The sequence below is a fragment of the Xanthobacter agilis genome (assembly GCF_021730435.1).
GTDB classification, from domain to species: domain Bacteria; phylum Pseudomonadota; class Alphaproteobacteria; order Rhizobiales; family Xanthobacteraceae; genus Xanthobacter; species Xanthobacter agilis.
In genome coordinates this window covers 7,501-21,909 of the sequence record NZ_JABWGX010000018.1, presented here as the reverse complement: position 1 = coordinate 21,909, position 14,409 = coordinate 7,501, and the positions used below count along the sequence as shown (strand labels likewise).

Here is a 14,409-nt window from a genome sequence, read left to right as displayed (position 1 = left end):
TTCCAGAGCAATTTCAGCAAAAGTGTGCAGCGGTTTTGCGTCTGAAATTGCGATAAAATAAGGACTTAGAGCATTTTCGGTGAACCGGAGTTCACCGAAAATGCTCTACCCGACCAGTTCGAACCATTCGTCCTCGGTGATGACCTTCACGCCCAGGCTCTGCGCCTTCTCCAGCTTGGAGCCGGCACCGGGCCCGGCCACCACCAGATCGGTCTTGGCCGAGACCGAGCCCGCCACCTTCGCCCCCAGCCGCTCGGCCATGGCCTTGGCTTCGTCGCGGGTCATCTTCTCCAGCGCGCCGGTGAACACCACGGTCTTGCCCGAGACCGGGCTTGCGGCGGCGACCGTTTCCATGGGCTGTGGCGTCACATGGGTGAGCAGGGCGGTGACCACCTCGCGATTGTTCGGCTCGGCGAAGAATTCGATGACCGCTTCCGCCACCACGTCGCCGATGCCGTCGATGGCGATCAGTTCCTGCCAGGCGGCGTTGCCCTTGGGATGCGCCTCGCCGGGCACCTGCGCGGCCAGGGCGACCTGCTCCAGCGCCGCGGTGGTGCCGAAATGGCGCATCAGCCGCTTGGCGTTGGTCTCGCCCACATGGCGGATGCCGAGGGCGAACACGAACCGGTCCACCGCCACCCGGCGCCGCCCTTCGATGGCGGTGAACAGGTTGGCGACCGAGGTCTTGCCCCAGCCGTCGCGATTCTCCAGCCGCTGCAGCGAGGCGGCGTTGCGCGCTTCCAGGGTGAAGATGTCGGCGGGGGACTTGATGAGCCCCCATTCGTAAAGCGCATGCACCTGCTTTTCGCCCAGGCCCTCGATGTCGAAGGCGTTGCGGGAGACGAAGTGGCGCAGCCGCTCCACCATCTGGGCCGGGCAGATGAGGCCGCCGGTGCAGCGGCGCACGGCGTCCATCTTGCCGGTCTTGGTGTCCACCTCGCGCACCGCGTGGGAACCGCAGGCCGGGCACAGGGTGGGGAAGACATAGGGCACGGCCCCCGCCGGCCGGCGCTCCTCCACCACCCGCACCACCTGGGGGATCACGTCGCCGGCGCGCTGGACCACCACCGTGTCGCCGATGCGGATGTCCTTGCGGGCGATCTCGTCCTCGTTGTGGAGCGTGGCCGAGGACACCACCACCCCGCCCACCGTGATGGGCGCGAGCTTCGCCACCGGGGTCAGTGCTCCGGTGCGGCCCACCTGGATCTCGATCTCCTCCAGCAGGGTCATGGCCTGCTGGGCCGGGAATTTGTGGGCGATGGCCCAGCGCGGCGAGCGCGACACGAAGCCGAGCCGCCGCTGCAGATCGAGCGCGTTCACCTTGTAGACCACGCCGTCGATGTCATAGCCGAGGGTCGCCCGGCATGCCTCGATGCCATGGTAATGAGCCACCAGCGCGCGGGCGGAGCTCACCACCACTGTCAGGGGATTGGTGGGAAAGCCCCAGCGCGCGAACGTCTCCACCATGCCCATCTGCGTGTCGGCGGGCAGGGTCGTGGCCTCGCCCCAGGCATAAGCGAAGAATTTCAGGGGGCGGGCGGCGGTGACGGCGGAATCGAGCTGGCGCAGGGAGCCGGCGGCGGCGTTGCGCGGATTGGCGAACACCTTTTCCCCCGCCGCCTCCTGGCGGGCGTTGAGGGCCTCGAAGTCGGCCACCGCCATGTAGACCTCGCCGCGCACGTCGATGATCTCGGGCACGTCGGGGCCGGTGATCAGGTCGGGGATCTCGGCGATGGTGCGCACATTGGCGGTCACATCCTCGCCCTCGCTGCCGTCACCGCGGGTGGCGGCGACCGTGAGGCGACCGTTCACATAGCGCAGGGAGCAGGACAGGCCGTCGATCTTGGGTTCGGAGGTGAAGGCCACCTCATCTTGTTCGTCGAGGCCCAGGAAGCGCTTCACCCGCGCCACGAACTCTTCCACCTCGGTGTCGGTGAAGGCATTGGCCAGGGACAGCATGGGCACCTGGTGGGTGACCTTGCCGAATTTTTCCACCGGCGCCGCGCCCACGGTCTTCGAGAGGCTGTCGGCGCCGACCAGGCCGGGGAAGCGCGCCTCGATCGCCTCGTAGCGGCGGCGCAGGGCGTCATAGTCCGCATCGGAAATGAGGGGCGCATCCTCACGGTAATACGCCGCGTCGTGGCCGGCGATCTCCACGGCGAGCGCGGTGTGCTCGCGGGCGGCCTGATCGGGGGAAAGGTCCTCGACGGCGAGGATGCGGAGCGAAAGCGTGGGCTGGGTCATGGTGTTCCCTCTGGCGCCCCTTTCTGGCAAAGCCGAGGGAGCCGGGCAACAGCCGGAGCGAAGCCGGCGGTGCGCGGCGGCATGTTCGGCGCGTGCGCCGCATGGGGTCTTCTGCCGGGGTCGGCGATGGCGCGCATCGGAAGGGGACAAGCATTGAAAAAGGCCGAGGCGGCGGTGCTGGGGATCGATGCGGCATGGACCGAGGCGAATCCCAGCGGGGTGGCGCTGGTGGGGCGGTTTCGCGGGGCATGGCGTCTGCTCGAGGTCGCCGGCTCCTACCAAGCCTTTCTCGATCGGGGGCAAGAGCGTGGCCTCACCGGCGCGGCGGAGCGGCTTGCCGGTCTCAAGCCGGCGGTGGTCGCGGTGGACATGCCGATGTCCCGTCTGCCGATTACCGCGCGGCGGGTGGCGGATAATGCGGTGTCGCGGGCCTTCGGCGCACGCAAATGCGGCACCCATACTCCGAGCGCGGTCCGGCCGGGCGGCGTCGGCCGGCGGCTTCAGGACGATCTGGCGCGGGACGGGTACGAGCTGGGCACGCTGTCCGCTCGTCCGCCGTGCGTGATCGAGGTGTATCCCCACCCCGCCTTGCTGACCTTGACCGGGGCGCCGGAGCGCGTGCCCTACAAAGTGGGCAAGATCCGCAGCTATTGGCCCGACGTGTCGGCGGCGGAGCGGCGCAGCCGGCTGATGGTGGTTTGGAGCCGGATCGTCGGGGCGTTGGACGCGCGGATCGAGGGGGTGGCGCGGGCCATGCCGCTGCCGGATGCCGGACAGCGGGGGGCGGCGCTGAAGACTTATGAAGACCGGCTCGACGCGGTGGTCTGCGCGTGGGTCGGCATCGAAGTGCTGGAAGGGCGGGCCCGCCCTTTTGGCGACGAGACCGCCGCCATCTGGATTCCCGAAGTGTTCGGCCTGGACCCGGCCGGCTGATGGGAAGGCGTGGTCGCATCCGCAGCCGTGGGCTGGCGCGGATGCGGATGCCTCACACGTCCACGCTGGCGCGCAGGGCGTTTTCCTGGATGAACTCGCGGCGCGGTTCCACCACGTCGCCCATCAGGCGGTTGAAAAGGTCGTCGGCGGCGTCCACTTCCTTCACCCTCACCTGGAGCAGGGAGCGGGCGTTCCGGTCGAGGGTGGTTTCCCAGAGCTGCTCGGGGTTCATCTCGCCGAGGCCTTTGTAGCGCTGGAGCGCCAAGCCCTTGCGGCCGGCATCGGTGACCGCGTCGAACAGGTCCACGGCGCCGTACAGCAATTCCTCGTCGCCCTTGCGCTTCAGGCCGGCCGCCTCCGTGAACACGCCTTCGAGCTCCCGCGACAGGGTGTCGAGCCGGCGCGCCTCGGGCGAGGTGATGAAGGCGGTGTCCAGCCGCGCCACCTCTTGCACGCCGCGCACCGTGCGCGAGAAGGTGAGGCCGGTTTCGTCGGCGCTGCCGATCCAGCCGCGCTCGGTCTCCTCCGCCAGGGCGTCGAGCCGCAGCGCCACCTGTGCCGCCGCGCGGCCCGCGTGTTCCAGGTCCGTGGCCACCGCCGCCGAAAGGGCGCCGGCCAGCGCCGCCTGCTCGACCACCGCGCGATTGTAGCGCGGATGCAGGGCGTGGAGCGTGCCACGGAAGTGGCGGGCCACCTCCACCACTTGGGCGAGGTCGGCCCCGGTGCGGACTTCCCCGCTGGACAGGCGCAGGGAGGCTTCGTCCAGGCCCGCCGTAATCAGATAATCCTCAAGCGCCTTCTCATCCTTGAGATAGGTCTCGGACTTGCCGCGCGTGACCTTGTAAAGGGGGGGCTGGGCGATGAAGAGGTGCCCGGCCTCCACCACCTGCGGCATCTGGCGGAAGAAGAAAGTGAGCAGCAGGGTCCGGATGTGGGCGCCGTCCACGTCCGCGTCGGTCATGATGATGATCTTGTGATAGCGCAGCTTCGACAAGTCGAAGTCGTCGCGGCCGATGCCGGTGCCGAGCGCGGTGATGAGCGTGCCGATCTGCTCGGAGGAGAGCATTTTGTCGAAGCGGGCGCGCTCCACATTGAGGATCTTGCCGCGCAGCGGCAGCACCGCCTGGAAGGCGCGGTCGCGTCCCTGCTTGGCGGAGCCGCCGGCCGAGTCACCCTCGACCAGGAACAGCTCGGACTTGGCCGGGTCGCGCTCCTGGCAGTCGGCGAGCTTGCCAGGCAGGGAGGCGATGTCGAGCGGGCTCTTGCGGCGGGTCAGGTCGCGCGCCTTGCGGGCGGCCTCGCGGGCGGCGGCCGCTTCCACCACCTTGCCGATGACCGCCTTGGCTTCGGCGGGGGTTTCCTCGAACCAGTTGCTGAGCGCGTCGCCCACCAGCGCCTCGACCACCGGGCGGACCTCGGAGGACACCAGCTTGTCCTTGGTCTGGGAGGAAAATTTCGGGTCCGGCACCTTCACCGAGAGCACGCAGGTGAGGCCTTCGCGGCAGTCCTCGCCGGTGGGGTCCACCTTTTCCTTCTTGGCGATGCCCGAGGCCTGGGCATAGCCGATCACCTGCCGCGTCAGGGCCGCCGCGAAACCGGTGAAATGGGTGCCGCGATCGCGCTGCGGGATGTTGTTGGTAAAACACAAAATATTTTCGTGATAACCGTCATTCCACGACAGCGCGGCCTCCACGCTGATGCCGTCGCGCTCGGCGCGGATCACGATGGGCTTGGGGATCAGCGCGGTCTTGGAGCGGTCGAGATATTTCACGAACGCCTCGACGCCGCCCTCATAGTGCAGCTCCTCGCGCTTCGGCTCGGGGCCGCGCGCGTCGGTGAGCACGATCAGCACGCCGGAATTGAGAAAGGCCAGCTCGCGCAGGCGGTGTTCCAGGGTGGCGTAGTCGAAGGCGATGTGGGTGAAGGTCTCGGGGCTGGGCAGGAAGGTCACCTTGGTCCCGCGCTTGCCGGCCGGCACCTCGCCCACCACCTTCAGCGGCGCTTCCGCGTCGCCATGGCGGAAGCGCATGTAGTGCTCCTTGCCATCGCGCCAGATGGTGAGGTCGAGGGTGGTGGACAATGCGTTCACCACCGAGACACCCACCCCGTGCAGGCCGCCGGAAACCTTGTAGGAATTCTGGTTGAACTTACCGCCCGCGTGCAGCTGGGTCATGATGACCTCGGCCGCCGAGACCCCCTCTTCCGGGTGCAGATCGGTGGGGATGCCGCGCCCGTCGTCGGTGACGGTCACCGATCCGTCGGCGTTGAGCGTGACCGTGACTTCCTTGGCCCAGCCGGCGAGTGCCTCGTCGATGGCGTTGTCCACCACCTCATAGACCATGTGGTGCAGGCCGGAGCCGTCGTCCGTGTCGCCAATGTACATGCCCGGACGCTTGCGCACCGCGTCCAGGCCCTTCAACACTTGGATCGACTGGGCGCTGTAGTCGTCGGGGGATGCGGCGGGCACGGGTTCGGCCATGGGGATCTCGATCTCGGGTCTCGAATCGGTTGGCGGCAACTTGCGAATCTAGCGCAAGGACGCGGTTATTTGGTGGCGACGCTCACCGCCGCCCCGGCCAAGGCCACGCCACACACGCGGTTCAGGGCCCGCATGGCGCGGCGCGAGGCGATGAAGCGCCGCGCGCGGTCCGCCAGCTGCACATAAGCCGCGAAAACGAGGGGCAGAACCACCAGGATGATGCCGCTCATCTCGCCAAAGCCCACCATGGACAGGGTGTCCAGGTCCATCAGGGTGGGCAGCAGGGCGAGGTAGAACGCCATGGTCTTGGGGTTGCTCAAGGTCAGGGCCAGCCCGGCGCCATAGAGGCCGAACGCCGATTGCCGCGCCGGCGGGGCGGTGGCCTCGGGCGCCGCCGCCGGTGCGGTCCACAGGCGGTAGGCCATATAGGCTAGGTAGCCGGCCCCCGCGAGGCGGACGATGACAAACAGGCTGCCGAGGGCCGCCGCGAGCGCGGCTAGGCCGAGGGCCGCGGCCGCGAGCCAGGCGATGTCGCCGGTGGCGAGGCCGAGGATGAAGGCGAACGAACCGGCGCGCCCGCGCGCGAGTGTGCGCGCCACCAGGGCCACCACCGCCGGACCGGGGCTGGCGGCACCCAGCGTGAGCACCGCTGCGAAAAGGGCGAGGCTTGCCGGTTCCATGCCCCCTAGTGCGCCGCACGGGCCGGAACGTCAAGCCTCGGGTCGGCCCGCGCCCCGACCGTGCCTTGGTTCAGCGGGTCGGCACCCCACCGCTCGCGCCGTCCATATGCCCGATTTCGGCCAGCTGGTTCTGCAGCGCCATGCGGTCCAGGGTCGTCACCGGCAGAGCGTCGAATACGGAAATGCGCGTTTTCAGGTAATGGAAGGCGCGATTGAAGGCGGCTTCCTTGTCCACGCTGGAACCCTCCACCAGGGCCGGGTTCTCGATGCCCCAATGCGCGGTGATGGGATGGCCCGGCCACTGCGGGCATTCTTCCCCCGCGGCATCGTCGCAGACGGTGATGATGAAATCCATGTGCGGCGCGCCGGGAGCGGAAAACTCGTTCCAGCTCTTGGGCCGCACGCCCTGGGTGGGGTAGCCGAACCGGTGCAGGGTCAGGATGGCCAGGGGGTGGACCCCATTTCCGGGTTGGGTCCCGGCCGAAAAGGCACGGAACCGGCCGGCCCCGTCCTTGTTCAGGATGGCCTCCGCCATGATGGAGCGCGCGGCATTCCGGGTGCACAGGAAAAGAACGTTGTAGATATGCCCTGCTGCTGCCGTGTCCGGCATTGCTTCCCCCACGTTTCCGGTGCGCCGGCAGGGTTTCGACCGTCTGGCCCCAACCGGCGCAAACCGCCCATTCGCTCCATATAGCGGCGACATTCAACGTATTTGTGTCAGTCGCCGAGGTTCATGACAGCAGTGTCACGCGGTCGCCGCGGCGGACATCGCCCGCCCGCACCACCTTGGCATAGACGCCGCAATCGGCATGGCCGTAGACCCTCACCAGCGCCTTCACCACATTGAGGTCGCGGCTGGCGTCGGCCGGGTTCACGTTCACGGCCGCGCAGCGCTCGGTGCGCTTCAGGATGGCGAGCCGCGCACCGCCGATCTCGATCTCGCGCCCGCTCAGGGTGAGCTCGGAGCCGGCGTCCCAGCCGTCGAGATGCAGGTTCATGCGGAACCGCAGCGGGTCCACATCCGCGCCCATGTGCTGGGACAGGTCGCGCACGCTTGCCAGATTCAGCAGCGAGATAAAGCCCGATCGCAGCGAGTCGGTGAAGCGGAATCCGTCCGGCGCCGTCAGCACTTGGAGCGGGCCATGGGCCTCCTCGCCCATATAGAAGGTGAGAAAGGCCACGATTTCGGCCCGCCCCTCGGGGGTCGAGAGGTCGCCTTGCACGACCTCCACGCCGTCGAGGGTGAGGGTCAGGAGGCTGGTTTCATCCTCATAGCAGCTCCTGAGGGCGGCGAGGCGGGCGTCACGCATCAGCATCAGGAAGCTGGTTTTCTGCCGGTAGGCGGGGGCGGCGGGGTCGAAGCCGCTGGGGCCGTTCTCCACCGCGTAGAGGCGGTCGCCGGGGAAGAAGGCGCCGGCCTCAAGCCGGACCTGCTCCATCGGCTCGGCCGAGAGGCCCTTGACCGGATGGCGATAGATGGCGGTGACGGTGGCCGACGGGAATGCCACCGCCGAGGGGGCGGCGGCAGCGCTGAGAGCTGGCTTTGCGATCGTGGACTTGGGCATGTTGGACTTGGGCATGTTGGACTTGGGCATGTGGGGCCTCGGGGCGGAAGCGCGCCTGCGCGGGTCTCATTCCCCGGCGCGGTCGTCAAGCCGCCGGCCGGTATGGCGCTCGACTTTGGCTTCGATCAACGCCAGGGCGCGGCCTTGGGGCCTATGCTCTTTTTCGTCGTCGGACCCTCTTCCGTTGCCGCGAAGTCACACCCACATGAGCTTCGGCGCAGGCAGACCCTCGCGCCGCGGTCGCCGGGGATACCGGGGCCGTGCCCCAGCGCGCCCCGCATGCTTCGCCAGAAGGTGTCGGGCGCGAGAAGGAGGAGATCCATGAATTTCGATATCTACACCGAGCGCGCGCGTGGCTTTGTCCAGTCCGCCCAGTCGCTGGCGGTGCGGGAAGGCCATCAGCAGTTCCTGCCGGAGCACCTGCTCAAGGTCCTGATGGATGATCCCGAGGGCCTGTGTTCGGGCCTGATCCAGCGTGCGGGCGGCAATCCCACCCTGGTGCGCGCCGATGTGGAATCGGCGCTGAACAAGCTGCCCAAGGTGTCGGGCGGATCGGGACAGGTGTACCTCTCCCAGCCCATCGCGCGGGTGTTCGACGCGGCCGAGCAGGCCGCCAAGAAGGCCGGCGACGGCTATGTGACCGTGGAGCGGATGCTGCTCGCCCTCGCTGTCGAGAAGGATACCGACGCGGGCAAGATCCTGGCCAAGGCCGGGCTGACTCCGCAGAGCCTCAACGCCGCCATCGAGGCGCTGCGCAAGGGCCGCACCGCGGACACCGCCACCGCCGAGAACGCTTATGACGCGCTCAAGAAATATGCCCGCGACCTGACCCAGGCGGTGCGGGATGGCAAGCTTGACCCGGTCATTGGCCGCGACGAGGAAATCCGCCGCACCATCCAGGTGCTGGCGCGCCGCACCAAGAACAATCCCGTGCTCATCGGCGAGCCGGGCGTCGGCAAGACCGCGATCGTGGAGGGCCTCGCCCGCCGCATCGTCGATGGCGACGTGCCCGAGAGCCTGAAGAACAAGAGCTTGCTCGCGCTTGACATGGGCTCGCTCATCGCCGGCGCGAAATATCGTGGCGAGTTCGAGGAGCGTCTCAAGAGCGTGCTCAACGAGGTGCAGTCGGCGGAAGGGGGCATCATCCTGTTCATCGACGAGATGCATACCCTGGTCGGCGCCGGCAAGACCGACGGCGCCATGGACGCCTCCAACCTGCTGAAGCCGGCCCTCGCTCGCGGCGAATTGCACTGCGTCGGCGCGACCACGCTCGACGAGTACCGCAAGCATGTGGAGAAGGACGCCGCCCTTGCCCGCCGGTTCCAGCCCGTCTTCGTTTCCGAGCCCACGGTGGAGGACACCGTGTCCATCCTGCGCGGCCTGAAGGAGAAGTACGAACTGCACCACGGCGTGCGCATCACCGACTCGGCCCTGGTGTCGGCGGCGGTGCTCTCCAACCGTTACATCACCGACCGCTTCCTTCCGGACAAGGCCATCGACCTCATGGACGAGGCGGCGTCGCGGCTGCGGATGCAGGTGGATTCGAAGCCCGAGGAGCTGGACAATCTCGACCGCGAGATCCTGCGCCTGCGCATCGAGCAGGAGGCCTTGAAGAAGGAAACCGACACCGCCTCCAAGGACCGGCTCAAGAAGCTCGAAAGGGAGCTGGCGGAGCTGGAGGAGAAGGCATCCGTCCTCACCTCCAAGTGGAAGAGCGACAAGGAAAAGCTGGGCGAGGCCACCACGGTCAAGGCCAAGCTGGATCAGGCCCGTGCCGATCTTCAGACCGCGCAGCGCCAGGGCGAATATCAAAAGGCCGGCGAGCTCACCTATTCGGTGATCCCGGACCTTGAGAAGCGCTTAGCCGAGATGGAGAAGGCGGGCGCCGCCGGCGGCATGGTGGAAGAGGCGGTGACGCCCAACCACATTGCCGGCGTCGTCTCCCGCTGGACCGGCGTGCCGGTGGACAAGATGCTGGAAGGCGAGCGCGAGAAGCTCTTGCGCATGGAGCTGGAACTGGCCAAGCGCGTGGTCGGCCAGTCGGAGGCGGTAGCCGCCGTCTCGACCGCCGTGCGCCGGGCCCGCGCCGGGCTTCAGGATCCGAACCGGCCCATCGGCTCGTTCCTGTTCCTCGGCCCCACCGGCGTCGGCAAGACCGAGCTGACCAAGGCCTTGGCGGAGTTCCTGTTCGACGACGAGACGGCGATGGTGCGCATCGACATGTCGGAATACATGGAGAAGCATTCCGTGAGCCGGCTCATCGGCGCCCCTCCCGGCTATGTGGGTTATGACGAGGGTGGAGCGCTGACCGAAGCCGTGCGGCGCCGGCCCTATCAGGTGGTGCTGTTCGACGAGGTGGAGAAGGCCCATCCGGACGTCTTCAACGTCCTGCTCCAGGTGCTCGACGACGGGCGGCTGACGGACGGGCAGGGGCGCACGGTGGACTTCCGCAACGTGCTCATCGTCATGACCTCCAACCTCGGGGCCGAATTCCTGGCCGATCCGCGCCAGCCCATCGGCTTCAAGGTGCCGAGCCATGACGGCGAGAAGGTGGTGTCCGACGAGGAAGCCTATGATCTGGTGATGGGTGCGGTGCGGCGTCACTTCCGCCCGGAGTTCATCAACCGGATCGACGAGATCGTGATGTTCCATCGCCTCAAGCGGGAGCAGATGGATACCATCGTCGATATCCAGATGGGCCGCCTGAAGAAGCTCCTGGAAGACCGCAAGGTGACCTTGGAGCTGTCGCCGGAGGCGCGGCACTTCCTGGCCGAGAAGGGCTACGATCCGGCCTATGGCGCGCGTCCGCTGAAGCGGACCATCCAGAAGCTGGTGCAGGATCCGCTCGCCGAGAAGATCCTTGCCGGGGACATCCTGGACGGCGCCACGGTCAAGATCGGCTTGGAGGGCGGCCACCTTGTCTTCCAGTCCACCGCCGCCCCGGTGGAGGAGGCGGCTTGATGCCGGCTCCGCGGACGCAAGGCTGAAAACGAACAGGCCCTCCCGGTGGGAGGGCCTTTTTTATCGCTCCCGGGACCACGCTCGCCCGGGCCGAATGCGGAGCGGACGATGCCGATCCCGATGGACCTTCAGCACGCTTCCGAGGATTTTGAACGCTTCCTTGCCGACGCGCGGGACACCGCCGGCCTTGCCACCCGCAACCAGGCCTTCACCATGGTGGAGGGCGTGCTGCGGACGTTCCGTCGGCGCTTGTCGCTGGAAGACGCCATCCGCTTTGCCGGCGTGCTGCCGCCCGTCGTGCGGGCGATCTTCGTGTCCGATTGGGATCCGGAGGAGGCGCGCCGCCCCTTCACCGATGTGGCGACGATGACCTGTGAGGCGCAGGGCTTGCGCCGACACCACAATTTCGCTCCGGCCTCGGCCATCCGCGACGTGGCGGCGTCCTTGCGCCGCCACGTGGATGAGGCGGCGTTCGACCGCCTTCTGGGCGCATTGCCGGAGGGGGCGGCGGGCTTTTGGGCCGTGTGAGGCGAGGCTCTGGGAGGCTCACTCGCCGCGGGCGGCGGCGAGCAGGGCTTCCGCCTGCTTGGTGGCGGCGGCGTAGAACGGCAGGGCGGGGGCCGCCTTCACGAAGCAGGCCCGGTAGGCGGCTGCGCCCTCTTCTTCCACCTTCGCGGATTCATCCCAGCGCGGGTCCTGGTCGTTCTTCGCCTTTTCGGCCGCGGCGATCAGGGCCTTGGCCTTCGCCTCGTAGCCGCTCCAGATCTGGTCGCAGGCTGGTAGGGGCGGGATCTCCACTTTCACGTCCGCTGCTCCGATCACCACGCGGCCATCGGCCACGCGGGTCACCACGATGCTGTTCGGCACATCGTTGCGGGCGCCGGTCTGGGTGAAGAGGCCGAAGGCGGCGTTCACCGTCGGGCCGGCGCCTTCGCGCACGGGCAGGTCCATGTATTTGATGAAGGCGGCGTCGGTGCCGAGCACCGCGTTGTAAAGCGGGGCCGATCCCGCCGCCGCCGCCAGTCCCGCGCGAAAAACAGGCGGCGCATCGGCTGCTGCGGCGCGGCCGGACAGCCAGTTGAGGAACACCGGCTCGGGCGAGATGAAGAAGCGGGTGAGATAGTCGCTGCTGGAGAACAGAAGGCCGTCCGGCTCCTTCGATTCCAGATATTCCGAAATGAGGGTGGTGGGCATGAAGATGGGCGCCGGCTGCGTGCCCTGGAACCGCACGGGTCCGACCAGTGCCGCCATGCGGGCTTGAAGATCCTTGATGGCGCTCGCATTGCGCTTGTCCACCGCATCCTCTTTCTCGCCGGCCTTCACCGCCGCGGCGACCTCCGCCGCCAGCCTGTCGCGGGCGGCGATGTAGTCGTCGATCGGTGCGGACCAGGCGGTGCTGGGGAAGCTCACGGCGAGGGGCAGGCCCAGTGCCACCAGGGACAGGCCGGAGAGGCTCGCGGCCAGAAGAAGGCTGGCGATGCGGCTTCCGGTGCGGCGGGTCGTGTGGCGTTGCGCGAACTGGGTCATGGCGAAGTCCCCCGGCATGGCGCACGCGGGAACCGCTGGCGCGCGGCCGGCGATCGCTTCGTGCTGTCGCTCATTGTGGCCCTGTCGGGATGAAAGGGAAACGACGACGGGCTTTTGCTCGCGCTCGTTGGGTCTGCTGGCATCAGCCTGAAAAGCCCGCACCCTTTCGGGCGGATGCGTCAGCGCCTCAATTGCCGCGCAGGGTCTGCAGGAAGGCTTCGGCGCGCTTGGTCGCGGTGGCGAAGGCGGCCTGGCTTTCCGGCGCCTTGGCAAGGCAGGTGCGGAACACGTTGGACCCCTCCTCCTCCACCTTCGCGAGCTCGGCCCAGCGCGGGTCTTCCAGGTCGCTGACCGTCTCGGTCGCCTTCAGCAACGCCTGGACCTTGGTGTTGTAGGGTTTCCACGCCTGATCGCAGGCCAGCACCGGCTTCATGTTGAGCGCCACGGCGGTCATGCCCATCACCGCCCGTCCATCGGCCACGCGCAGTAGCACGATGGTGTTCGGCAGGGCATTTGCGGGGGCCTCGTCGGTGAAGAGGCCGAGGTTGGCATAAACCGTCTCGCCGGGCGCGGCCGTCACCGGCAATGCCGTGTAGGGCACGACCCCCCCGCCCACGTTGACGAGGGCGTTGTTGACCAGATAGCCGGTGTCCACGGCGGCCCTCCCGCCTTCGCGCACCGCCGCCGCCTCAGGCACGTCCTTGTCCTTGGCGCGGGCGGCAAGCCAGGCCTGGAACACCGCTTCCGGGGTCGCCACCACGCGCGTGGTTTCGTCGGCGTTGGCGAAGGCCATGCCGTCGAGTCGGGTGGCCGGCAGGTCGTCGCCATAGACGAACATGTCGAGGGTGAAGGACGGCGTGCCGAGCCCCTTGAACTTGAGCGGGCCGACCAGCGCGGACATGCGCTTGGCGAGGTCCTTGCGCGCGACTTCCTCCGCCTTGATCTCGGCGTCGTCGCCGGCCTTGCCCGCCTTGGCGGCGGCCACAGCGGCGGTGACCGCCTTGTCGCGGGAGGCCATGTAATCATCCACGGGGGCCGCCGCGGCCGCGGCCGGAAGGGCGGCGGCGAGCACGGCGGCGCGGAGCAGGCGGTGATCGATGCGGGTCATGGGCGCTCGGATCAGAGAGGGGGAGCCGCGCATTGTGATTGCCGCTCCGGGAAAAGAGTTAAGGGCCCGGGTCCTCTGGGGATTGAACCGAGGCGCGGCCTGCCGCCGCGCCTCGGGCGGTTGCGCCGGCGTCAGTTGTTGGCGGCGCGGGTCGGCTTGCTGTTCGACGGGGCGGAGGTGGCCACCTTCGGCGGCACCGGGCCGTGGTTGATGAGCGCGTCGATCCGCTCGCGTTCCTTGTTGAAATCCGAGAGGAACCGGCCGGCGAGGGCGCGGCCGCGCGGCAGCTTGATGCGCATGGGGTCCACGAAGTTGCCGTTGATCTTCACTTCGTAGTGCACATGGGGGCCGGTCGACAGACCCGTGGAGCCGAGATAGCCGATCAGTTGGCCCTGGCGCACCGTCATCCCTTCGCGGATGCCGCGCGCAAAGCCCGATTGGTGGGAATAGGTGGTCACATAGCCATTGGCGTGCTGGATCTCGGTGTGCTTTCCGTAACCGGATTTCCAGTTCGCGTAGGTGATCGTGCCATTGCCGGCCGCATAGATGGGGGTGCCGATCGGACCGGCCCAGTCCACGCCTGTGTGCAGCTTCGAGTACCCGAGGATGGGGTGGCGCCGATAGCCGAACGGCGAGCGCATGACGCCGCCGCTGATGGGCTTTCGCACCAGGAACTTTTTCGCGCTCTTGCCGTCCTCGTCATAATAATCGACGACACCATCGTCTGAGGTCTGGAAACGATAGTAACGCTTGATCTCATTGCCAACGGTGAGGGTGGCGAACAGCACCTCGTCGTTGCCCGAGGGGTCATCGGAGTACAGCACTTCAAAATTGTCGCCGGGGCGCACGCGGCGCTGGAAGTCCGCGTCGAATGAATAGACGCGGATGAGATCGGCGATGACCGATCGCGGA

The 14,409-nt window shown here is 67.8% G+C and carries 11 protein-coding genes (1 of these 11 only partly in view); 3 read left to right on the top strand and 8 right to left on the bottom strand.

Annotated elements, in window-relative coordinates:
• Nucleotides 1–105 precede the first annotated feature (105 nt).
• Complete coding sequence (ligA, locus tag HUW53_RS13770; RefSeq protein WP_237346341.1) at nt 106–2,244, bottom strand: NAD-dependent DNA ligase LigA; 2,139 nt, start codon at nt 2,242–2,244, stop codon at nt 106–108.
• Nucleotides 2,245–2,397: 153 nt separating this feature from the next.
• Between ligA and HUW53_RS13765 the strand changes: the two genes are divergently transcribed.
• Nucleotides 2,398–3,177 carry a DUF429 domain-containing protein gene (locus tag HUW53_RS13765; protein ID WP_237346340.1) on the top strand — a complete coding sequence of 260 codons (780 nt, stop codon included), beginning with the start codon at nt 2,398–2,400 and terminating at the stop codon, nt 3,175–3,177.
• Nucleotides 3,178–3,229: 52 nt separating this feature from the next.
• Here the strand turns inward: HUW53_RS13765 and gyrB are convergent, their stop codons facing one another.
• The 4 genes from gyrB to HUW53_RS13745 all read right to left on the bottom strand — a co-directional run bounded on the left by gyrB (nt 3,230) and on the right by HUW53_RS13745 (nt 7,931).
• A complete protein-coding gene (gene gyrB / locus HUW53_RS13760) occupies nt 3,230–5,656 on the bottom strand; it encodes a DNA topoisomerase (ATP-hydrolyzing) subunit B (RefSeq protein WP_237346339.1) in 2,427 nt (808 codons plus the stop codon).
• A 65-nt stretch (nt 5,657–5,721) separates the two neighbouring features.
• Nucleotides 5,722–6,336 carry a LysE family translocator gene (locus HUW53_RS13755; protein ID WP_237346338.1) on the bottom strand — a complete coding sequence of 205 codons (615 nt, stop codon included), beginning with the start codon at nt 6,334–6,336 and terminating at the stop codon, nt 5,722–5,724.
• Nucleotides 6,337–6,406: 70 nt separating this feature from the next.
• Complete coding sequence (locus HUW53_RS13750) at nt 6,407–6,946, bottom strand: arsenate reductase ArsC (RefSeq protein ID WP_237346337.1); 540 nt, start codon at nt 6,944–6,946, stop codon at nt 6,407–6,409.
• A gap of 121 nt (nt 6,947–7,067) precedes the next feature.
• Complete coding sequence (locus tag HUW53_RS13745; protein ID WP_237346336.1) at nt 7,068–7,931, bottom strand: MOSC domain-containing protein; 864 nt, start codon at nt 7,929–7,931, stop codon at nt 7,068–7,070.
• A gap of 291 nt (nt 7,932–8,222) precedes the next feature.
• Between HUW53_RS13745 and clpB the strand changes: the two genes are divergently transcribed.
• Together clpB and HUW53_RS13735 are read left to right on the top strand one after the other, a co-directional pair.
• Nucleotides 8,223–10,862: an ATP-dependent chaperone ClpB gene (gene clpB, locus HUW53_RS13740; protein ID WP_237346335.1), complete on the top strand. Its 2,640-nt coding sequence runs from the start codon at nt 8,223–8,225 to the stop codon at nt 10,860–10,862.
• A gap of 108 nt (nt 10,863–10,970) precedes the next feature.
• Nucleotides 10,971–11,390, top strand: coding sequence for a DUF2267 domain-containing protein (locus tag HUW53_RS13735; RefSeq protein WP_237346334.1), 420 nt, complete (start codon nt 10,971–10,973; stop codon nt 11,388–11,390).
• An 18-nt stretch (nt 11,391–11,408) separates the two neighbouring features.
• Here HUW53_RS13735 and HUW53_RS13730 read toward each other — a convergent pair whose 3' ends face one another.
• The 3 genes from HUW53_RS13730 to HUW53_RS13720 form a co-directional block, all read right to left on the bottom strand.
• Nucleotides 11,409–12,389 carry a hypothetical protein gene (locus HUW53_RS13730; protein WP_237346333.1) on the bottom strand — a complete coding sequence of 327 codons (981 nt, stop codon included), beginning with the start codon at nt 12,387–12,389 and terminating at the stop codon, nt 11,409–11,411.
• A gap of 187 nt (nt 12,390–12,576) precedes the next feature.
• Nucleotides 12,577–13,497, bottom strand: a complete 921-nt coding sequence (locus HUW53_RS13725; protein ID WP_237346332.1) for a hypothetical protein — start codon at nt 13,495–13,497, stop codon at nt 12,577–12,579.
• 131 nt (nt 13,498–13,628) lie between these two features.
• Nucleotides 13,629–14,409 carry the 3' portion of a M23 family metallopeptidase gene (locus HUW53_RS13720; RefSeq protein WP_237346331.1) on the bottom strand. The gene runs 1,214 nt beyond the window's last position, so 781 of the gene's 1,995 nt are visible here — the last part of the coding sequence; its start codon lies beyond the right edge, outside the window; its stop codon occupies nt 13,629–13,631.